Source organism: Novosphingobium mangrovisedimenti (genome assembly GCF_025153475.1).
GTDB classification, from domain to species: Bacteria; Pseudomonadota; Alphaproteobacteria; order Sphingomonadales; family Sphingomonadaceae; genus Novosphingobium; species Novosphingobium mangrovi_A.
In genome coordinates this window covers 46,135-67,022 of record NZ_JANZXA010000002.1, presented here as the reverse complement: position 1 = coordinate 67,022, position 20,888 = coordinate 46,135, and the positions used below count along the sequence as shown (strand labels likewise).

At 62.1% G+C, this 20,888-nt stretch carries 14 protein-coding genes; 5 read left to right on the top strand and 9 right to left on the bottom strand.

Annotation, left to right across the window (positions count from 1 at the left end):
• Positions 1-331 precede the first annotated feature (331 nt).
• The gene (locus tag NZK81_RS03850) at positions 332-1,546 is read left to right on the top strand and encodes a Fic family protein (protein WP_260044071.1); all 1,215 of its coding nucleotides are present in this window, start codon (positions 332-334) and stop codon (positions 1,544-1,546) included.
• Between the two features lie 264 nt (positions 1,547-1,810).
• On the opposite strand, the gene rtcR is transcribed toward NZK81_RS03850, so the two are convergent.
• On the bottom strand, positions 1,811-3,409 hold the full coding sequence (gene rtcR / locus NZK81_RS03845) for an RNA repair transcriptional activator RtcR (protein WP_260044069.1): 1,599 nt from the start codon (positions 3,407-3,409) through the stop codon (positions 1,811-1,813).
• A 268-nt stretch (positions 3,410-3,677) separates the two neighbouring features.
• On the opposite strand from rtcR, the gene NZK81_RS03840 reads away from it, so the two are divergent.
• The 4 genes from NZK81_RS03840 to NZK81_RS03825 all read left to right on the top strand — a co-directional run bounded on the left by NZK81_RS03840 (position 3,678) and on the right by NZK81_RS03825 (position 10,353).
• Positions 3,678-5,228 carry a vWA domain-containing protein gene (locus NZK81_RS03840; protein ID WP_260044067.1) on the top strand — a complete coding sequence of 517 codons (1,551 nt, stop codon included), beginning with the start codon at positions 3,678-3,680 and terminating at the stop codon, positions 5,226-5,228.
• A 612-nt stretch (positions 5,229-5,840) separates the two neighbouring features.
• Positions 5,841-7,067 (top strand): RtcB family protein, encoded by a 1,227-nt coding sequence (locus tag NZK81_RS03835; protein WP_260044065.1) that lies wholly within the window; start codon positions 5,841-5,843, stop codon positions 7,065-7,067.
• Between the two features lie 42 nt (positions 7,068-7,109).
• Complete coding sequence (rtcA, locus tag NZK81_RS03830; RefSeq protein WP_260044063.1) at positions 7,110-8,126, top strand: RNA 3'-terminal phosphate cyclase; 1,017 nt, start codon at positions 7,110-7,112, stop codon at positions 8,124-8,126.
• 256 nt (positions 8,127-8,382) lie between these two features.
• A complete protein-coding gene (locus NZK81_RS03825; protein WP_260044061.1) occupies positions 8,383-10,353 on the top strand; it encodes an AAA family ATPase in 1,971 nt (656 codons plus the stop codon).
• Positions 10,354-10,360: 7 nt separating this feature from the next.
• On the opposite strand, the gene pncB is transcribed toward NZK81_RS03825, so the two are convergent.
• The 8 genes from pncB to NZK81_RS03785 form a co-directional block, all read right to left on the bottom strand.
• Positions 10,361-11,665, bottom strand: coding sequence for a nicotinate phosphoribosyltransferase (pncB, locus tag NZK81_RS03820; RefSeq protein WP_260044060.1), 1,305 nt, complete (start codon positions 11,663-11,665; stop codon positions 10,361-10,363).
• 10 nt (positions 11,666-11,675) lie between these two features.
• Positions 11,676-12,569 (bottom strand): hypothetical protein, encoded by an 894-nt coding sequence (locus NZK81_RS03815; protein ID WP_260044058.1) that lies wholly within the window; start codon positions 12,567-12,569, stop codon positions 11,676-11,678.
• A gap of 24 nt (positions 12,570-12,593) precedes the next feature.
• Positions 12,594-12,740 (bottom strand): hypothetical protein, encoded by a 147-nt coding sequence (locus tag NZK81_RS03810; protein WP_260044056.1) that lies wholly within the window; start codon positions 12,738-12,740, stop codon positions 12,594-12,596.
• Between the two features lie 289 nt (positions 12,741-13,029).
• Positions 13,030-14,271 (bottom strand): phospholipid carrier-dependent glycosyltransferase, encoded by a 1,242-nt coding sequence (locus NZK81_RS03805; protein WP_260044054.1) that lies wholly within the window; start codon positions 14,269-14,271, stop codon positions 13,030-13,032.
• Positions 14,268-15,941: a cupin-like domain-containing protein gene (locus tag NZK81_RS03800; protein WP_260044052.1), complete on the bottom strand. Its 1,674-nt coding sequence runs from the start codon at positions 15,939-15,941 to the stop codon at positions 14,268-14,270. The genes NZK81_RS03805 and NZK81_RS03800 overlap by 4 nt, the downstream gene beginning before the upstream one ends.
• Before the next feature lie 4 nt (positions 15,942-15,945).
• On the bottom strand, positions 15,946-17,259 hold the full coding sequence (locus NZK81_RS03795; RefSeq protein ID WP_260044051.1) for a surface lipoprotein assembly modifier: 1,314 nt from the start codon (positions 17,257-17,259) through the stop codon (positions 15,946-15,948).
• A 197-nt stretch (positions 17,260-17,456) separates the two neighbouring features.
• A complete protein-coding gene (locus NZK81_RS03790) occupies positions 17,457-18,644 on the bottom strand; it encodes a transferrin-binding protein-like solute binding protein (RefSeq protein WP_260044050.1) in 1,188 nt (395 codons plus the stop codon).
• Positions 18,645-18,903: 259 nt separating this feature from the next.
• Complete coding sequence (locus NZK81_RS03785; RefSeq protein ID WP_260044048.1) at positions 18,904-20,718, bottom strand: tetratricopeptide repeat protein; 1,815 nt, start codon at positions 20,716-20,718, stop codon at positions 18,904-18,906.
• Positions 20,719-20,888 lie beyond the last annotated feature (170 nt).

Sequence of the window (20,888 nt, the reverse complement as noted above, 5' to 3'; positions counted from 1 at the left end):
GGTGCCTTGGCAACAGCTTGAAGTGATGGTGTGCGGCGATTAGCGGGATCAATTGCCGCAAGGCATGCGGTGAATACAGCCTGCACCATGAACGAGAAGATTGGTCTGTCTTCCGCAGGAGCACAGAGAATCTCGCCATCAAGCGTGTCGCTGTCTGCCATCGGCAGGGGGTGTCGTATCGCTGCCGTCCACAAGGATCGGCCAAAGGATCGGCCAAAGGATCGGCCAAAGGATCGGCCAAATTTAGTTAGATGTTGAGAAAAACATACGATATTCTACGATTATTCCATCACAGATGATCGGCCAAAACATGAGTTCAGAAGCGCCTGACATGATAGAGCCCGCGCGTATAGACGCACCCGACGGCGACCTTCCCGACCTTATCGCCGAGGTGGCTGCAAAGGGTGAGGCGCTGGGGCAAAAGCTGCATCCGCGGACGGCGGAAAATCTCGCCGGCTTCGTACGCATCATGAACACCTACTACAGCAACCTCATCGAGGGCCACAATACGCGGCCGCGCGATATCGAACGTGCCCTGGCACGGATCGATGAGGAAGATGAGAAGCGCGATCTCCTCATCGAGGCGGTCGCCCATGTTCGCCTTCAGGCGCGGATCGATGCGTTGGCTTCCGAAGGGCGCCTGCCCGACCCGGCGGCTCCCGATTTCCTACGGCAACTCCACCATGATTTCTACGAGGGGGCGACGAAGGAGATGTTGGCTATCACGGGCCGGGGCCGATCCTTTGAAATGGTCCCCGGCGAATGGCGCAAGGGCGAAGAACAGGACGTCGAGATAGGCCGCCATCTTCCGCCGCCGAGTGACCGCGTTCCCGATTTCATGAACTATTTCTACCGGCGATTTGCCTTTGAACCCACGGACAACCTGTTGTTGGCTGTCGGCCCCGGGAAGGGTAAGCGCATTCTCGCCATGGCGACGGCGCATCATCGCTTCAACTACATTCACCCGTTTCCGGATGGCAACGGGCGGGTCAGTCGTTTGATGAGCCATGCAATGGCGCACAAAGCCGGGATCGGAGCGCATGGGCTCTGGTCGATATCGCGCGGGCTTGCGCGTGGGTTATCGGACGGTCCCGAGGGCCGGTTGGAATACAGGCAGCACATGGCGTGGGCCGATGAGCAGCGACAGCGTGACCGTGACGGAAGGGGCAACCTGTCGCTCAAGGGACTCAGCGTATTCGCAACATGGTTCCTCAAGGTTGCCCTCGACCAACTCGAATTCATGACGCAGCTGTTCGATCTTGAAACGCTCGCCAAGCGTATCGAGCGCTTGGTTGCCCGGCACGAAAAGTTCGCTCCAGAGGCCGTTCACCTACTCCTTGAAGCACTTCGGCGCGGTGAGTTCGAGCGTGGCGAAGCGGCGCGTCTTACTGGTATGCCGGAGCGAAGTGCGCGCAGAGTGCTCAAGGACCTGACCCAAGCGGGCCTGCTCGCATCTTCGACCGAGAAAGGGCCTGTCTCGTTGCGCTTTCCCAGTGATACCTTGGAGGCGCTGTTTCCGAAGCTGTATCCTGATGCAATGGTTTAGCGGGCCGACCGGGAAATGGCGGCAGGATCGGCCAAAAGATCGGCCAAATCATCCTGCTGTCGTGCGTAAGAGGCGATATCCGCTGATTTTTTTCAAAGACCAAAAGCGGCTAGGTCGGCGTTTGTTCGGCAAAGCTGTAGTTCCTCTCCTCAAATCGAAAGAGAGCTTTGAAGCGCCGACCTGCCGGACTTTCTGCGCAATGATGCCGATACGTTGCGGATGAGCAAGGGCCTTGTTGCTGAGATTGGAACCCAACCTGACGCTTCAGTTATCCCGTTGCACAATTACATCCCAGGTCAGGTCAAACCGAGCGAGGTATTTCCGTAATCTGTCGGCGTCATTGGTGCTTGCGCGCCTTTCTCGTGACGCGGAAAACAGCTTTCGGCCCGCATCGGACAGCGAGTAGCTGTTTCGGCACGTTTCGACGACAAAACCCAATTGAACGCGGTCGAACGGATCGACCTGCGACAAGGTATTGGCGCCCAGAAGAAATTCCAGTCCGTCGCCGTTCGGCTCAGCGACTGCCGAAGGCCGCTTCAAACGCGTAATCTCCGTGGACACGACATCGACATCGATCCGCCCCTTTGGTGAAAATGTCGCCATGCGGGTGATGCTGGCGGCAAGGTCGCGGAAGTTGCCGGGCCAACGGGCTTCGGGAGAGACGGCGTAGGCCAGGTAGCGTTCGCGGGCTTCCTTATTGAACGTCACCCGCTCGCCCTCGCGTTCAGCGTGGCGGTCCAGCTCGTAGTCGAGATTGGGGGCGATGTCCTCGCGGCGCTCGGCGAGGCTGGGCAGCGAAAAGGTCCATAAGTTCAAGCGGGCGTAAAGGTCTTCGCGGAAGGTGCCTTGCGCCACGCAGGCGCCGAGATCGCGGTTGGTGCCGGCAATCAGCTGAAAATCGCTTTCGGTTTCGCGATCTGCGCCGACCGGCAAGAAACGCTTGTCCTCGATGGCGCGCAGGATCATGGCCTGTTCGTCGAGGCTGAGTTCGCCGATCTCGTCGAGAAACAGCATACCTCCGTCAGCGGTGCGGAGCAGGCCGGGCCGGTCTGCTGCTGCGCCGGTGAAAGCGCCTTTCCTGTGGCCGAACAAGGCAGACATGGCGCTGTCTCCGCGCAAGGTTGCGCAGTTGACTTCGACGAACTGGCCGGAGACTTGCCGCTTCAACTTCTTCAGCTCGAAAATGCGGCGGGCGAGCTGGCTTTTGCCTGCCCCGGTCGGCCCCATCAGCAGGATAGGCGCGCGGGTGCGGCTGGCGACTTGTTCGATCTCCTCGATCATCGCGTTGAACGCGGCGTTGCGGGTGTCGATGCCGGACTTGAGAAACGAGGTGCTCTCGGCGCTCGCCACGGCGAAGCGCGTGGCGATGGAATCGTAGCGCGAGAGATCGAGGTCGATCACGCTCCATGTGCCCGGCGCGGTTCCGTCTGCGCGCTTGCCGGGCTGGGTCTGGAGCAGGCGGCCCGGCAGATAGTTCGCCTCTGTCAGGAGGAACAGACAGATCTGCGCGACGTGGGTGCCGGTGGTGATGTGGACCAGCAGGTCCTCGGTTTCGGGATCGAGATCGAGCGTGCGCGCGAAATCCAGTAGCTTGCCGTAGACTTCTTCGAAGTCCCAGGCATCGTCGAAGTCGATCACGTGGCGCTCGACATGCGTTTCGGGCGAAACCGAGGCGATATCCTCGCACACATATTCGGCCAGACGCCGGTGCGCATTACCATGGATCATCACGAAGCGGTCGACGCGCAAGTCCTCGTGCATGGCGAGCGCGACCGAGGGCCGCCATTTCATCCAGCGCGAAGGGCCGAACTTCGATGCGTCCAGCGTGGAGCCGAGAAAGCCTATGACGGTGGTGGGCTTCATGCGATGATCTTATACATATTTATATTTTTGGATAAAGTCAGATAAGAATCCTGCGATGGCATTGAGCGATCCATCTTGATCTGCCTGCCGGAATTTCGCGGAAATACGCCGGTTTTGCAGAATTTTCTGACGGTTCCGCCCATTTGGCACGCCTTCTGCAATATCCTTCGTGCCGGGCCGGTCGAACAGCCCGGTGCGAGGAAACGGGAAAGCGGGGCGGCCGGAATGGGCTGGCCGCCTCCAGCCCCGAGACGAAGGATTTTATGCCATGGCTTTGAAGCGCCTTTTTGCCGGCACCGCATCGCGGTTTCTGCCGCGCGCCGATGCCGTGAACGAAGCGGGCGGTGTGGCCTATGCCTACGGCCCCGAAGCGAAGCTGGCTCAGCTGGCTGCAACCGGCGCGCTGGGTGACGGCTTCTATGCGAATGCCGAAACGCAGCTGGCCGACGTGCTGGAGACTGCCTGGGCGGTCGATGCCGAATTTGTCGCCAAGGCGGCGGTCTATGCCCGCCAGTCGGGCGCGATGAAGGATATGCCTGCGCTGTTGACGGCGGTGCTGACGATGTCGGATCCCGACTTGTCGGTGCGCGTGTTCAAGCGCGTCATCGATAACGGCCGCATGCTGCGCTCGTTCGTGCAGATCATGCGTTCGGGCCAGACCGGGCGGGCTTCGCTCGGCTCGCGGCCGAAGCGGTTGGTGAAGGAGTGGCTGGAGCAGGCCTCCATGACGCGTCTGATGCAAGCCGCGACCGGCAACGATCCGAGCCTGGCGGATGTCGTCAGGATGGTTCACCCGACGCCTGCGTCGGATGAGCGACGCTCGTTCTATGGCTGGCTGATCGGCAAGCCCTATGACGTTGCAGCGCTGCCGGCGGAAATCGCTGCGTTCGAGGCGTGGAAGCGCGACACCGCGCTGCCCTTGCCGCCGGTGCCGTTCGAATGGTTGACCGCGTTCCCGCTCTCGGCAGAGCAGTGGGGTGAGATTGCCCTGACCCGGATGGGTTGGCAGGCGCTGCGGATGAACCTCAACACGCTGGCGCGCCAAGGCGCGTTCGACGTCGCGGGGGTCACTGAGGCGGTGACAGCCCGGCTGGCCGATGGCGAGGCTTTGGCCCGGGCGCGCGTCATGCCCTATCAGCTCATGGTTGCCATGGGACAGGTGGGGGACGGTGTGCCGCTCAAGGTGCAGGCCGCGCTGGAAGATGCGCTGGAGGCTTCACTTGCGAGGGTTCCGGTGCTCGAAGGCCATGTGGTCGTCTGCCCGGACGTGTCTGGCTCGATGGGTTCGCCTGTCACCGGCTACCGTAAGGGCGCAAGCTCGAAGGTGCGGTGCATCGATGTCGCGGCGCTGGTTGCGGCGGCAGTACTGCGCACCAATCGCAGCGCCCGGGTGCTACCGTTCGAATGCGATGTGGTGAAGCTGAAGCTTGATCCGAAGGCGCGCGTGGCGGTCAATGCCGCGAAGCTCGCTTCGGTCGGTGGTGGCGGGACTAATGTGTCGGCCCCGCTTGCCTTGCTCAACCGCGAGCGGGCCACGGTCGATACCGTGGTGATCGTCTCGGACAATGAGTCCTGGATCGATCCCTCCCGCCGCGGCGCCACGGCAACGATGGACGAGTGGAACAAGCTGAAGGCCCGCAACCCGGGCGCGAAGCTGATCTGCATCGACATCGCGCCTTACGGCACCACGCAGGCGAAGAGCCGGGCGGATATCATGAATGTCGGTGGCTTCACCGACGCCGTGTTCGACGCGATGGCGCGCTTTGCCTCAGGGCAGACGCGCGATTGGGTCGAGTTGGTGAACGAAACGGAGGTTTGAACGCAAAGGGTCACGGCGAATGCCGGAAGGACTACATCAGGATCTGACTGGCGCGGGTTCGAATCCCGCCTGTCCTCAGGGGCAGTAGCTCAGCGGTAGAGCATCAGGATGTCTTTCCAATCCTCGTCGCCGTGACCCTTTAACGAAATTCAGGAATTGCCGTGGCGAATGCCGGTGGGACTACATCCTCCACCAAGCAGAAGGTCCGACGAGTTAAAGCGCCCCGAAGCCAGCGACGGTCAAGGGGAGATGCGGGTTCGAATCCCGCCATTGGAGTGTAGCTTAAGGGCCGCGTCTCACCACACCTCGTCGCCACGGCTACCCATTCAGCACGGCGAATGCCGAACGGACTACATCGACTGTTAATCGCCAGGTTGCGGGTTCGAATCCCGCCGGGTCCACCATCTGCGGACCCGTAGCTCAAACGGATAGAGCGGGATGTCTGTTCAAACCTCGTCGCCGTGCACGCTATTTCAACGCTGGCGAATGCCGGTGGGACTACACGGGTAAGGCCTACGGGCCGAGCGGTTCAATTCCGCGCCTGAAGCAATTCAGGAAGTCTCGCCAAACCTCGTCGCCAGCACCTATGACGTGTTTTCAAGGAGATCGGCCATGACCGAGACCAGTTACGAATACCGGCATGTCGACGGCGGCGTGCCGATCAAGATGTGGACCCGTGGTGTACCCGTGGACGACAAGGCGCACGATCAGCTTTCGCGCGCGGCGCAGATGCCGTTCATCTTCAAGCATGTTGCGGCCATGCCCGACGTGCATGTGGGGATCGGTGCGACTGTGGGATCGGTGATCCCGACCAAGGGCGCGGTGATCCCGGCGGCCGTGGGCGTGGACATCGGCTGCGGCATGATGGCCGCGCGCACCGCGCTGATGGCGCATGACCTGCCGGACAGCCTTGAAGGCGTGCGCTCTGCCATCGAGCAGGCGGTGCCGCATGGGCGCTCCGTCGGGCGCGGAAAGCGCGACAACGGCTCGTGGGGTTCGCCGCCCCCGGCGATTGTCGAGGCCTGGGCCACGCTCGTCGCCCGGTTCGAGCGGATTTGCGAGAAATATCCCAAGCTGAAGAACACCAACAACATGGTGCACCTCGGCACGCTCGGCACGGGCAACCACTTTATCGAGCTGTGTCTTGATCAGGAGGCGCGCGTGTGGGTGATGCTGCATTCGGGATCGCGCGGCGTGGGCAATGCGATCGGCTCGTTCTTCATCGAACTGGCCAAGCAGGACATGCGCAAGTGGCACATCAACCTGCCCGATCAGGACCTCGCCTACTTCCCGGAAGGGACCGACCATTTCGACGACTATGTCGAGGCGGTGGGCTGGGCGCAGGACTTCGCAGCGCTTAACCGGCGCATGATGATGACCAACGTCATCGCCGCGCTGCGCAGGGTGATTGCCAAGCCCTTTGAGGCCGAGCTGGAAGCGGTGAACTGCCATCACAACTATGTGACGCGCGAAAACCATTTCGGCGAAAACGTGCTCGTCACCCGCAAGGGGGCGGTGCGCGCGGCGAAGGGTACGCTGGGGATTATTCCGGGCTCGATGGGCGCCAAGTCGTTCATCGTGCGCGGGCTGGGCAACCCGGAGAGCTTCGATTCCTGCTCGCACGGTGCGGGGCGTGTGATGTCGCGCACCGAGGCGAAGAAGCTGGTCACGCTCGATGAGCATGTCCGCGATACCGCAGGCGTCGAATGCCGCAAGGACGCGGGCGTCATCGACGAGACGCCCAGGGCCTACAAACCGATCGAAGCCGTGATGGCCGCCCAGGCCGATCTGGTGGAGATTGTCCATACACTGAAGCAGGTGGTCTGCGTGAAGGGGTGATCCCCTTTGCGCGGGCTGCATGGCCTATCGAATGAAAGTACCATGATTATCATCGACGGATCGGAAGGCGAAGGCGGCGGCCAGATCGTGCGCAATTCGTGCGCGCTCTCGCTCGTTACCGGTGAGCCGTTCCGTATTACCCATGTCCGGGGCAAGCGCTCCAAACCCGGCCTTATGCGCCAGCATGTGACGGCTGTAGAAGCGGCTTGCGTCATTTCCGGTGCGGAAGTGCGCGGGCTGGCGGTTGGCTCGTCCGAGCTGGAATTCCGGCCGGGCAAGGCGGAGCCCGGTGAATACCACTTCGCGGTCGGCACGGCGGGCAGCACGGGCCTTGTGCTCCAGACGGTGCTGATGCCGTTGATCCTCGCGGGCGGCCCTTCGCGGCTGGTGCTGGAGGGCGGTACGCACAACATGCTCGCGCCGCCGTTTGACTTCATCGAGAAGAGCTTCCTGCCCGTGATCGAACGGATGGGGCCGAAAGTCCGCGCGCGGATCGTGCGCCACGGTTTCTACCCGCGCGGCGGCGGGCGGATCGAGATCGATATCGAACCGGCCCCCCTTGCCGCCATCGAGTGCATCGAGCGCGGTGTGGCGCAAGGCGTGGCCGGACAGGCCATGTTCGCGGGCGTGCCGTTCGACATTGCCGATCGCATGGTGAAGCGTGCCGCAAAGGACTTGCCGGACTGGCCGGAGAATGCCCTTTGTATCCGAGAACTGCCGGCCGAACAGGGGCCCGGTGTGATCTTGATGTTGGAGGCGCGCTATGCCCATGTCACTGAAGTTGTCAGCGGTTTCGGCCAGCTTAGCGTGCCCGCCGAACGGCTGGCCAAGACCTCGGCTGCGCGGATGAAAGGGTATGCCGAAGCCCAAGCCTTCGCGGGCCCCTATCTTGCGGATCAACTGATCCTGCCGTTCGTTCTGGCGGGCGGTGGAGCCTTCACGACCGTGAAACCCAGTCAGCATACGCTGACCGCGATCGATATCGCCCAGCGCTTTACCGGGCGCAGGATCACGTTGGCTCGCCAGCCTGCCGGTGAACACCTGTTAACGGTGGGCTAGCCGGACACGCGTTGCCAATCAGGCCGTTTTCGGCTAACGGCGGCGGCTCGGACGGCAATACCGCCATCCGCAGGAGAAAAGCATTGCTGGAACTACGCTATCTGCCGGGCGCCGTGCCCGCCGCGTTCCAGCCCTTCGCCTAGGCGTCTTCTCGCCGCGGCAGGGCTAGGACGCCCGCGCCCGCGGTTTCCCGACATAACCGGAAATGGAAGACGCGGCCGCGCCTGTTTGCGTGGCCGCTCGCGAAGCGAGATTTATGAACCAGATTCAGATCATCCGGCGCATGATGCGCCGGGCCATGCGCGGCGTTCACGCGACCACGCAACCGGCCAAGGATCTGCTCGAATTCGGGCGGACCCATGGCCGCATGCTCTTCGGCCTCAAGGCCGCGGAGGCGAAAAAACTTACCTGGATGGCGCTAAAGCGCGCGGTTGCAGACGATGGCAGCTGCGCCGATGACGGCGACGGCGTGCTTCGCCTTGCCCGCGAGCTTTCGGCGCTGCTGCGCCTCGATCCTGTCGACAGTGCGATTGTCGAAGTGACTTTCGCACTCGACCGCCTGTCCCTGCCCGGCGAGCTTGACGATATCCTGGCCCGCTCCGGTCACAACGTCCCGGCAACGATTGGCGAGGCAGCAGGGGCGGAGCCGCAGGAAGCGGAGCGGCGCGTGCGGTTGAACCCGCTGTTCCGTCTCGGTCTTGCAACCTTTCGGGCCGACTGGCGCGGGCAGGTGCGGCTCGAAACGCGCTGGGCGCTCGAAAACCTGCTCGACCGGCTGCCGCAGAGCGAAGCTGGAATCGTCGCACTGATGGTCGGCCCGCGCCATGCGGCAGGGCTGCCGATGTCGGCCTTTGCCCATGTCGAGGATGCGGACTTTCTGCGCCGTCTGCTCGAAGGGGGGCGCCGCGAGCGTGCCCAGGGCGTCAACATCCTGATCCACGGTCCGCCGGGCACAGGCAAGACCGAGTTTGCCCGCAGTCTGGCCGCCGCCGCTGGTTTTACCCTGCACGGTGCCGGGGAAGCCGATGAAGACGGGGATGAACCCAACCGGCGTGATCGCATCGCCGCGTTCCAGATGGGCCAGCGCCTGCTGGCCGGGAAGGGCGATGCCGCGCTGATCTTCGACGAGATGGAGGATCTGATCGGCGATGCCCAGCCTGCGCAGGGTGACTGGATGCGGGGACGCGAAGGCAGCAAGGTCTTCGTCAACCGCCTGCTGGAAACCAACCCGGTTCCGGTGATCTGGACCACCAACGCGATCGGCAATGTCGATCCGGCGATCCTGCGGCGCATGAGCCACGTACTCAAGATCGACTTGCCGACAAGGAAAGTCGCCCTGCGAATGCTGGATCATGTCGCGCAGGAAGAGGGTGTGACGCCGGGCGCGGGGTGGGACGGGCTTCTCGAAAGCGCTCCAGAGGCCGCCTCGGTCCTGCGCGTCTCGACGCGCGGTGCCCGGCTGGCGGGTGAAACCGATGGCGGGCTGCGTTCCGCGCGTTCGCTGGTGAAGGCGCTTCGCGATGAAAACGACCTTCCGGCCGATGCGCCGGGGCCCGTCGATCTCGACCTGTTCGAAACCGACCGCCCCCTTGCGCCGCTGTTCGAACAGTTGCGGCAGACCGAATATTTGAACGTTTCGCTACTGCTCACCGGTATTCCCGGCACCGGCAAGACTGCGCTCGCGCATCACTTCGCACGCGTCCTCGACCGTCCGCTGCTGGTGCGCCGCACTTCGGACCTGCTGTCAAAATGGGTCGGGGAGAGCGAGCAGCGTATCGCGGAAGCTTTTGTCGAAGCGCGGCACAAGGAATGCGTGCTCCTGTTCGACGAAGTGGACTCGCTGCTGTTTGACCGCAGCACCGCACGGGCGAACTGGGAAGTCAGCCAGGTCAACGAACTGCTGACATGGCTGGACCGCCACCCCCTGCCGGTCGTGGCGGCCACCAACCATGCGGCAAGACTGGACCCGGCAACGCTGCGGCGCTTTGTCTTCAAGCTGGAACTGCGGGCGCTTTCAGGCGCGAAGGCGGGGAGGGCCTTCGCCGGCTTCTTCGGGATGGAGCCTCCGGCCTCGCTGGCATCAGTTCACGGACTGACGCCGGGCGATCTTGCCGTGGTTGCCCGCCAGTTGCGGTATGATCCGACACGCGATGCGAATGAAATCGTGGCGCGCCTGCGTGCCGAAGTGGCGGCCAAGTCCGATGCTATCCAACCGATCGGCTTCTAAACGACTGTCACACCGCGACGGCGGACGGCGTGCGGCCAGCAGACCCAAATACTCTCAAATAGCGCTCGATTTCTTTCGGATCGCCGGTCGCCTTGGCGGGATTATCGGATAGTTTTACCGCCGGGCGGCCATTGACCGATGTCACTTTGCACACCAGAGAAATGGGCTCCAGGCCCGAAGCGCCATCCGGATCGCAGCCTCGGAAATCATTGGTCAGGTTGGTGCCCCAGCCGAAGCTCATGCGCACGCGGCCGTGAAAGTGCCGGTAGGTTTCCTCGATCGCGTCGATATCCATGCCGTCCGAAAAGATCAGCAGCTTTTGGCGCGGATCGACACCTTGTTCCTGCCACCAGCGGATGATCTGCTCGCCGCCCTCGATCGGCGGCGCGCTGTCCGGGCGGAAACCGGTCCAACCGGCCAGCCAAGAGGGGGCGTTCTTCAGGAAGGCCGTGGTGCCGAAGGCATCGGGAAGGGCGATCAGCAGATTGCCGTTGTAGTGCTGCTGCCAATTCTCAAGAACCTGATAAGGCGCGCGGGCGAGCGCCTCATCACTCTCGGCAAGAGCTGCCGCGACCATCGGCAGCTCGTGCGCATTGGTGCCGATCGCTTCCAGATCGGCGTCCATGGCCAGCAGGACGTTCGAAGTGCCGATAAAGCGGCTGCCCAGTCCTTCCTTGAGCGCTTCGACGCACCAGCGTTGCCACAGAAACCCATGGCGCCGCCGCGTGCCGAAATCGGAAATGACGAGATCGGGGAGCTGGCGCAGCCGTTCGACTTTCTCCCACAGCCGTGCCTTGGCGCGGGCATAGAGGATATCGAGCGCGAACTTGCCCTTGCCTTGCATCGCGGCGCGTGATTTCAGTTCGTTGACGATGGCTAGCGCGGGAATCTCCCACATCATGGTGTGAGTCCATGGTCCCTCGAACTGTAGTTCATACTGGCCATTGGCCTTGCGTAAGTCGTAGGCGGGCAGCTTGAAGTCCGCGAGCCAGGCAATGAAGTCTGGGCTGAACATCTGCTGCTTGCCATAGAAGCTGTTGCCCGCCAGCCAGATCAGCTCCTTCTTGGTAAAGCGGACACCGCGCGCATGATCGAGCTGGGCGCGCAGTTCGTCCTCGTCGATCACGTCGGCGAGCCGCACCGATTTCGTCCGGTTGATCAGCGAGAAGGTGGCCTGCACGTCCGGGTGGATGTGCTGGACCATCTGCAGCATCAGCAGCTTGTAGAAGTCCGTGTCGAGCAGGCTGCGGACGATCGGGTCCAGCCGGAAATTATGGTCGTATGTGCGCTGGGCGATGTCGGTGACGGTCATGATGCGATCCTTACCCGATCACGAGGTGAAGGGAACGCGTGGCGGGCGCGATCTGCACGCTGCGGCCCCAGTCGAAGCCGATGAAGTCCTGCTCGATACCATCGGCGAAGATCACGCCGCCGTCGTTCATGCGGGAGGTGACGGTCAGCGCGCGGCCGGTGATCTTGCCCGCACGCATGGCCGTGGCGGTGGCCACGCTCGGGAAGGGTTCGCGAACCCAGTATCCGACAGCGCGCTCCTCGAGGCCGAGCGCCAGCTCCAGATGCGTGGCATCGGCAATCGAGCGCGCCCAGCCGGTAGCGCCCGTGCCCGACGCGACGATCAGGCCTGACGAGCTGTGGTCTTCCGTCATGCCGCCGGCTTCGATGCGATAGCGCGCGGACTGGTGGCTGCCGTGGCCCACGAAGATTTCATTGAGCGCGGTCAGCGTTTCGCCACCGTCGAGCGTGGCCTGCACCATGGTACGGCGCTCGACCCCGGCTGCCCCGGCGACACTGGCGGGAAAGAGCTTTGCCAGGTTCTCGACCGCGATCCGCACCAGCACACCGTCATAGAGATCGGGGGCTGGATTGACGCCGATCACCGGCTGCCCGCCCAGATACTTGGCGACGTTGGCCACCAGCCCATCCTGCCCGACCGGCACCACGACATCGTCGGGCGCGAAGAGGAAGCGGTCGAGGTCGGCGCGCTTTACCAGGGCCTGCCGCCACTCCACCGGCACGGCGGCCCGCGCCGAGGCGAGCACCGCTTGGAACCGGTGATGGCGCGCCTCGACTTCCTCGATCCGCTGGCCTCGCGTCTCGAGAAAGAAGCGCGCCTGATCGCGGGTCGCGTGCCGGGCAATCAGCAGTTCGTAGTCGGTCTCGCGCGTCACGAAGACGGCGCGGGGGGTGAGATTGGCCATGGAAGCCTCTCTTGTCTTGCGGCTTTACCGTGCGTCGGTCAGCGCCGGAGCCTTGCGAAACTCGCCCAGGACCGCAGCGAGCAGATCGGGTGTCACGTTGACATGCTCGATCGTCTCCAGCTTGCCGGCAAGCTGCTGCGCAGCAAGGCCGAGTAGGATGGCAGGCGGCAAATCGAATCAGACCGGTGGATGAAAACGCCGAACGCCATGCAGCGTTGATAATGCGAAGACGGGGCGACCGGGAATAATTTTGGCGTTCGACGGCGATTTCGGATTCCGACCAGATTGCGACGTTCGCTTCTGGCGGCGTGAACGTCGCAATCTGAAAAGAGCAGTCATTCGGGCTACGTCAGGCCGTCCGGCGGGATCCGGCGCCAAACCGGACGCTCCCGCTCGCAGATCGGCTTCCCGATACAGCCGGCCATTCATCTGTCGCCGGACGGCTGTGAGCCTGGAAGTATTAGTACCAGGACTTCATCCAGACCCATTGGGTCCAGGTGTCGTCCGTTGGCAGCTGCGAAGCTGAAATGATGGGCAGAAAGTACAGGAACGCGAGGGCACTGGCGGAAACGTACCAGTGCAGCATGCGTTCTCCGCGACTGCCCAATGCCATCAGAAATGCCACGGCGACGAAGCAGAGTATGATCGCCGAAAAGTTGTAGTAGTAGAAGAAGCCGATCTGCTTCGGGATCACAGCCCACATGAGGACAGACCCTGCAAACAGCGCCGTGCAGCCGATGGCCGCGCCGCTGCGCGATTTCATCCAGCCGGACAGGATCGCAAGGCCAGCCAGAAGGCCGGACCAGTAAAGCACCGGGTTTCCGACCAGCAATACCGCCTGATAGGCCCCCTCCCGCTTTTCAAAGAGGTACCAGATGGGCCGGAGCATCAGGGGCCATTGCCACCAGCTGCTCTGGTAGGGATGCGGGGCCAAGCTGCCGCGCTGCAAGGCCAACATTTTGAACTGGAACGGGATCAGTCCGGCCAGCGTCATGGGAGCCTGCCGGGAAAAGAACAGCGGCAGGAAGGTCGCCAGATAAACGATTCCCATGATGAGCGACAGCGTCAGGCCCTCGCGGATGCAGAATAGGCTGCGGGCAGTGCTCTCACAGGTGGCCCTCTTCCATGTCAGCCGACAGGCGAGGAGCACGTAAAGTCCGGCATAAGGTGCCGCCAGCCATTTCGAGCCCGTGGCAAGACCCATGCAAACGGCCCCGACCATTGCCCATCTCCGCCATTCACCGCCTGCTTTTCCAGCATGGAACAGACATCCCGCGCCAATCAGCAGGAATGCCATCATCGGCATCTCCAGCATCGCGATGCGCGCCTGGATGAAATAGGTCTGGTTGAACAGCACCAGCAAGGCCGTCGCCAGTGCTGCGCGCCGATCGGCAAAGACGTGGATGGCAATCCAGTAGACCGCGACGATTCCCAGGGTGCCACACAACGCGCCCGGGAGGCGCCAGCCCAGAGGATTGTCCCCGAACAGCGCAATGCCCGCCGCGATCAGGGCCTTGGCGAAAAGCGGGTGTTCCGGGTTGAGCGGAACGCCGCGTTCGAGCAGCGCTCTTGCCGCTGGCACGTAATGCGTCTCGTCAAAGTAGGGGTGATCGGGCCTCGCGATATGCCAGCAGAACAAGGCCAGCGAAAAAAGCCCCAGCAATGCACCGGTAAGTCTGGGAGACAGTGATGAGATTTTCATGAAGCCAGCCATGGCGCAACGGGATGGCCGCGATAGCCCGCGTTCGACCAGCGAAAATTGGTGAATGTCATGGATACGCTGAAATCGAGTGAGCGGACCTGATGCCACCAGCCAAGCGGCAAAAACAGTGCCTCACCCGGTTCGAGGATGATCTCGTAAGTCCGCAAGGCCCCGATGTGTGGATAGAGTTTGCGATCCAGCGCGGGATCGGCGACGTCGGAAATTGCGCTGAAGACATGGACATCGTTTTGCAGTTTGGGTGTGTCCGATGGAGGCAGCAGGATTACCTGTTTGCGTCCCACGATTTGCACCAGCAGGTTGTTCGTCAGATCATGGTGCAGCGGCGTGAAGGTGCCGGCCGGCCCGATCCAGACCATGCCGCCGCTCGAACCTTCCGGATGGTCGAGAAGACTGTCGATGCGGCCAATATCCGCTTCCAGCGGAGCCAGCGCCTCGCCATTGGCGCGCGAATTGAAGGCTGTCAGGTAAAGATCATTGCCCTGTGCTGCGGAAATGGCATCGATAAAGTCACTGAAAGGCATTCGTACGGCATGGGCTTCCTTGTCGAGTTCGAAGCGCGCATTGCCGCTGCGGCCCGCCTGGCATTCGACCTGAGCCTCGCCGATGCGCTCCCGCAAGTATTGCGGCGTCCATCTGTACAGCGCCGGCCAATCCTCGAGCAGACCAGTCAGGACCACAGGCCTTCCGGGCGCATAGAAATGCTCGAGGAATTCGTCAGGCGGCACGTCTTGGCAGCGGAAAATGCTCGTGCCCGTCGGCGTAAGCGCCCGCTGTTGTTCAAGCGTTTCCAGCAACCATTCGTACTTCGCGATCTTCCATTGCGCCTGCCGGAGCGCCTCCTGATCGTTTTGCGGCGGAATTGAAGCCACGGCCCCCGTTTCCGGGATCGCGGGCGCATTGGCAAATTCCGGAACATGCAGCTTGCCCTGATGATCCGCGACCGGACAGCGGCCACCCGGCATCAGACCGCGATAATAGAGCTTTTGCCATTTGTCGGCGGGCTTGTCCGGCGGGTTGGCCGCGACCCTGGCCTGAAAGGCATCGCGGGAATGCGACCAGTTTCTGAACTCGGCTTCCAGTTCAGGGTTATCCGAAAGCGGCACCACACGGGGTTGCATCTTCTCGATGGCACCGCGCTCGACCGGAAAGATTTGGGCGATCGGTTCGTTCTCTTCGAAACGAACGGGATGGCCGGGGCGGGTAAGCCGCCAGTTCATCGTAAACGTATAGGGCGACCAGTCCGTCTCGACGATGCCCGCCAGCGGCACCGCTCCGTCCTTGGCTGCATTGGGCGGGCCCGAGACGTAAAGGTTCCAGCCCGGCGGCGTGCGGAACAGCCCCTGCACATGGATCGTGAACGAGCCTAGGCCAAAAAGGGCGACAGGAATCTCGTGTTCGCGCGCGCCCTCGTCGGCGCGGACCGTCACGTCCTCCGGTGCCACCCCGCCATTCCAGACAACCTCGAAACCGCAGGGGCTCAGGATTTCCCAGCCGTGGCTGTTGGCAATGGCAAGGGGCAGGCAGCGATAGGGAAAGGATTCCGGCGCGGCGTCCATCCAGTCCCTCTTGCTGGAGGCCGCGCGGATCCGTGGCTCCCAGCCCGGCGCGACGTAGCAGAGGAAATCGGAATTGTCTGGCCGGGATGTCATGGGATCAGAACTGCGTGGTAAGGCCGACTTCGACCCGGTGCTTGGTGTAGCGGTAGAGCGGAATCGAACTGGCATTGTCGGTATACGAGTAGACGATACGCGGCGTGATACCCAGGACGTCGATCTTGCGATTGAGCACCGTCAGGCTCCCCATAAACTGGTGATCTATCCGGCGCCGGTCGAACGCGGCCAATCGCGCATCGTAGGCGATTCTGCTGTAAGTCGGTGAAGCGGTGACCGTGAAGCCGCTTCCCAGTTCCTTGGTCACACTCACGTTGAACTGCTGAAGGTGATTGGCAAATGCCTTGTCCTTCGCATCCTGCCGTCCAAGGGTGGCGCGCGCGCGCAGAATGCTGGATGTGCTGGGCGTGTAGAACATGTTCATCGACACATTACCGCCCGTGCCGCTTTGCGGAGTGTAGCGCAGGTAGTTCAGATGATTGACGGCAAGTGCTGCGCCGATACCGAGCCGCGAGGTGACGAAATAGGTCGCGGAAACACGACCACCGAAGATATCGGTATAGACATGATTGCCGTACCAGCGCCGGGCAGCCGTGGCGAGGAGGTTGAAGTCCCATTTCCTCAGCGTGAGATGAGGCCCGGTGTAGGCACTCATGGTCATGTCATCAAACTCGGTGTAGCGATACTGGGCCCGGTGGAGCTGCGCCCCCATGCGCCATTTCAGCCGTTTGGCGATGCGCGGGGCATATTCCGCCCCGGCATCGATGGCGAGGCCAGTCCCGCTGTTCGCCCGCGCCGATTTCGAAAGCTGGAACGGCAAGCCGTAAATCGTGATCGTATCCGCCGAAGGGCCCGCGTTCAGGTTCGTGTCGCTGGCGAGCGATATCGAAAAGGTGAATTTCGTCGTGCGCAAGGATCGGATCGCGACGAGGTAGCGGTCGATATTCTCACGGACCGTGGCCGGCACGTCGCCGGCCCTTGCGAACAGGAACTGCCGCCGGGCATTGTTGTAATCGTCGTTCAGGAAAAAGGCACGACCCAGCTCCAGCCGCACGCGCACGGCGCCGGGATCCGATGCCAGGATCCGGCGGAAATGGGAAATGGCAGACGGGTAGTCCTCGTCAGTGATATCGATCAGGCCGATCAGGAACTGCACCTCGTTAACCTGCTGGCGCGGCATTTTTCCGCTATTCAGCGCCAGTCCCTCAAGCGCCTTGCGCGCTTCGTCCGGCCTCTTCTTGAAGATGAGCCATTTGGCCCGCTCGAGAGTTTCGGCCGGGCCGGCAGTTTGCGGCGCGGCAGGTGGTTCCGGCACGTCCGCTCCAGGCTGGACAGGGTCTGCGAGTGCTGCGGCCATGACTGCAGCCGGCAGGAGCAATTGCATCAGCTATGACCGTTCGTCTGGGTTACCGGGATATAGCCCCGCGGCGTAATCCAGCTCGCAGGACTTCCCTAACGCGCGGAGCCTGGCGATTACGGGGCCGAAAACAGAAGGCACGACCTGCTGCGGACATGCGGCTGAATGTCCGCAGCAGGCCGATACCGGGGCTTGGCTTACTTCGCGGCGCCGAATGAACCGATCACGGTGACCCCGTTGGTTCCACCTTCCAGCGAGAAAATACCGCCGGTTTCCGCAGCCCCGCTTCCGTAGAAGGCGCCATTGAGCGTGCCAACCGCTCCGACAATGTCGAACACATTGCCGGTATCGCTGCTCGCTGTCGCCGTTCCGGAGTAGGTGTTGCCCGAAATTGTGGCGCTCAGAGCGATGTCGTTCATGGCACCGATAGCCAGGGTCTCTTGTCCATCGCCAACACTGTAAACGGTGTTGTTTGAGATCGATCCGGAAAGCGAATTGCCGGCAAAATCGGCAGTCAGCGTCGCATCTCCGTAGAAGCGGCCCGCCGTTCCATATGCACTCGCACTGGAAGGATCGACCACATAGCCGACGGCGTTGCCGGAATAGGTCGCGCTGCCGGTTGTTGGCATATTGGCCGTCAGTTCCGTTTCGGTACCACCGGCGAATACACCGGCATAAGTCGAGAGGGCATCCTGATCGGAAGCAATTTCCCACAGGCCATAGGAGGTGTACAGAAGGGCATCTGCGAAATCGAAGACCCTCACGACGCCGGTGCCGGCAGAGATCGCACTGTCGGAGCTTGCCGTGACAGTTGCCTCGGCAGCCTCGGCAGTCCCTCCCGCAAGCGCCGTGCTGGTAGTATCGCCCGAGTAATACGAGGCGGAAACCGTCCCGTTCGCGCTCGTGAAATTCAAAGCGACAGTCGATTCACCGCCGGTTGCATCGTCGGTTGACGTGCCGGTGATCGAGAAGGGCGTAGCGGGAGCGACTATGTCGCCGCTACCGTTGACCGAAATCGTTGCACCTGCAGCGCTGATTGCCAGAGGGGCCGGCGTCGGAGTGGGTGTCGGTGTGGGTGTGGGTGTCGGCGTCGGTGTGGGTGTCGGCGTCGGTGTGGGTGTCGGCGTCGGTGTGGGTGTCGGCGTCGGTGTGGGTGTCGGCGTCGGTGTGGGTGTCGGCGTCGGTGTGGGCGTCGGCGTCGGTGTGGGCGTCGGTGTGGGCGTGGAAACAACGCCGCCATCTTGGCAGCCCGCAAGCGCAATGCTGACACTTGCAGCCGTGCCGATCAGAAAACGGCGCCAGCCAGATTCCATGCCACGGGCACTGGTCTTCGCGGACGGGAGCAGCGGCAGCTTGTTCAGGTCGGTCTTCGAGCGCTCGGGCATGGCTATTTTCTGGTCCTTTTGCACATCTTCACAGTTCACCACGAACCGGCGTCCGCATTTGTCTCCGGACGGGTTGGACGTACTCAGGTCCCGCTTGCCTTAAGCTGCTGCAGAATGCCTTGTGCCCCCCGTGGCATCCTCCAAAGAGGCACAGGCACAAGTGCCGGTTCTTTGCCGGCAGCCTGAAACAATCTGAAAACTGAAGTGTCTGAAATATGAAAATTATGAAATTTCAAATTTTACAGTCACTTAATTCACATCAGCCAGAGTTCTTCCGGAACGCCTCGACTTCCCTCCAGAGCGCATAGCTGGGCGGCACGCCTGCGGCACGCAGACCACTTTCGCATCTCGCCGCCTCACGCTGCTCCAGAGACCGGGACTGGCGCAACGCAAACAAATGCGCCGAGAGACAGTGAACGCGCGCCTGCCAGGGATGCGCCGGAGCAAAACTGCGTGAGATCGTGTCACGGGCAGCCTGGATTTCCTGTTCGGCCGGATCGGCCTCCCCAAGCGCCAGGAATGTCCGGGCCCAACGCAAATGGAAATGGGATGCTTTTGCATCGAGGCCGTAAAGTGTGCGGATTCCGATCTGACGCGCCTCGTCGAGCAGCCGGGCCGCTTCCGTGCGATCGCCCAACTGGGCGTCCGCGAGCGCCAGTTCCGTCATCGCGTACAGCGTCCAGAAATGATCCGAGCCAAGCTCTTTGCGATAGTGTTTGAGGACGGGAACAAGAAGGGTTCTCGCATCCGCAGGCCGTCCCTCCCAGAGCCGGAGAACGCCCAGGCTGTATTGCGGAGACAGAGATTCCGGATGGTCCTTGCCCAGCGTTTCGACGAAAATCGCCCGGGCCTTGAGCAAGTTGGCCTCCGCCCTCGCGAAGTCTCCCCGATCGACAAGAAAATCGCCGTAATCGGCGAGGGCCCACGCCGTAAGCGGATGATCGCTCCCGACCTGCTTTTCGCGCAACTGGATGTGCCGGCGGAACGCGGCATCAGCCTGATCGAAGCGCGCGAGCTTGCGCAAACTGAGTCCGAGGAACCAGTTCGCATCCGCCTCAACGCTTGGGTCAATGGGTCCCGAAATGTTCAGGACTGCATCCAGCTCCGTGGCAGCCCTTTCATATTGCCCGGTTTCAAAGAACAGCTTCGCCTGCGTTACCTGCGCGTGTGCAAGATCTGGAAAGTGCAGCCGGCTGTCTATCTCAACAGCGGAATGGCAAGCTATGCGTGCTCTTCCCGTGTGCCCTGCCAGCCGCAATGCCTGGCAAAGCGAGGCCTCGACCTGTGCGTAAGCCTCCGTGCTCGTGCCATTCGTGCTCTGTTCCAGCGCAGCCGCAGCGTCCAGATGAAAGATCGCCTTCTGGTATTCTCCCCAGCCACTGAAGGCATTGGCTATGACCCGATTAAGGGAAATGAGCGTGTCTGGCTGGTCTTTGAAACGTTCATTCATCGTCGCAGCCGTCTTTTCAACGACTACACGCAAGGATTTGCTATCTCGCCTGGGGCTATAAGGATCCGCCGGTTCAAGCAGGTCGGCCGAAAGGAAAGAGACCAGCTGCTCGACCTGTTCATCACCCGCTCGCGCGTGCGACGCGCTGTATATTACAGCACCGGTTGCCGCTGCGACGACGACAGTTCCTATCGCCAACACCGCCCTTACGCGCTTGCAGGAAAGCCTCTGGAGCCAGTCTGGACGCACCACGGGCACTGCCAACGGTTCAGCTACGTCATCGGACAGTTCTGTTTCGACAGGCTCGCCGCTGACAAGCCGGTAGCCCTGTCCGTAGACCGCCTCGACCCGATGACCTTCCTCACCCAGCGTACTGCGCACCCGGCCAACAGCCTTCGCAAGGGAATTCTCGTGGACCAGACGTCCCGGCCAGCCGGCTTCGAGCAGGTTGTCCTTGCTGACAGGCGCACCATTCGCCCGAAGCAGCGCAATGAGAATGGCCTGAGCTGTCCGGTCCAGAAACAGAGGCGTTTCATTCAGGGAAAGAGAATTTGAACGTTCGTCGTACGAGAGATTCCCGGCACGCCAGCGGCGATAGGACAAGATCTCCTCCTGGATTTCCATGCCCTGCCAGGCACCTGTTATTCTGAAAGAACGCCCCCAGTCGCCGGAATTAATGCATTAGGCAAGATGGATTTTCTCAGAAAATACCCAAGAGAGTAGCCTGCGCGTCGTTCACAATGTGGCCCATCGTCGGAGATGGTATCAGCGGTATGTAAATGCCCACGCGCAAG

What these genes read in the sequence shown, in the direction of transcription:
- NZK81_RS03790 (WP_260044050.1), bottom strand. Translation starts at nt 18,644, where the DNA reads ATGCCCGAGCGCTCGAAGACCGACCTGAACAAGCTGCCGCTGCTCCCG.
- NZK81_RS03815 (WP_260044058.1), bottom strand. Translation starts at nt 12,569, where the DNA reads ATGGCCAATCTCACCCCCCGCGCCGTCTTCGTGACGCGCGAGACCGAC.
- NZK81_RS03785 (WP_260044048.1), bottom strand. Translation starts at nt 20,718, where the DNA reads ATGGAAATCCAGGAGGAGATCTTGTCCTATCGCCGCTGGCGTGCCGGG.
- NZK81_RS03805 (WP_260044054.1), bottom strand. Translation starts at nt 14,271, where the DNA reads ATGAAAATCTCATCACTGTCTCCCAGACTTACCGGTGCATTGCTGGGG.
- pncB (WP_260044060.1), bottom strand. Translation starts at nt 11,665, where the DNA reads ATGACCGTCACCGACATCGCCCAGCGCACATACGACCATAATTTCCGG.
- rtcR (WP_260044069.1), bottom strand. Translation starts at nt 3,409, where the DNA reads ATGAAGCCCACCACCGTCATAGGCTTTCTCGGCTCCACGCTGGACGCA.
- NZK81_RS03850 (WP_260044071.1), top strand. Translation starts at nt 332, where the DNA reads ATGATAGAGCCCGCGCGTATAGACGCACCCGACGGCGACCTTCCCGAC.
- rtcA (WP_260044063.1), top strand. Translation starts at nt 7,110, where the DNA reads ATGATTATCATCGACGGATCGGAAGGCGAAGGCGGCGGCCAGATCGTG.
- NZK81_RS03825 (WP_260044061.1), top strand. Translation starts at nt 8,383, where the DNA reads ATGAACCAGATTCAGATCATCCGGCGCATGATGCGCCGGGCCATGCGC.
- NZK81_RS03795 (WP_260044051.1), bottom strand. Translation starts at nt 17,259, where the DNA reads ATGGCCGCAGCACTCGCAGACCCTGTCCAGCCTGGAGCGGACGTGCCG.
- NZK81_RS03800 (WP_260044052.1), bottom strand. Translation starts at nt 15,941, where the DNA reads ATGACATCCCGGCCAGACAATTCCGATTTCCTCTGCTACGTCGCGCCG.
- NZK81_RS03835 (WP_260044065.1), top strand. Translation starts at nt 5,841, where the DNA reads ATGACCGAGACCAGTTACGAATACCGGCATGTCGACGGCGGCGTGCCG.
- NZK81_RS03840 (WP_260044067.1), top strand. Translation starts at nt 3,678, where the DNA reads ATGGCTTTGAAGCGCCTTTTTGCCGGCACCGCATCGCGGTTTCTGCCG.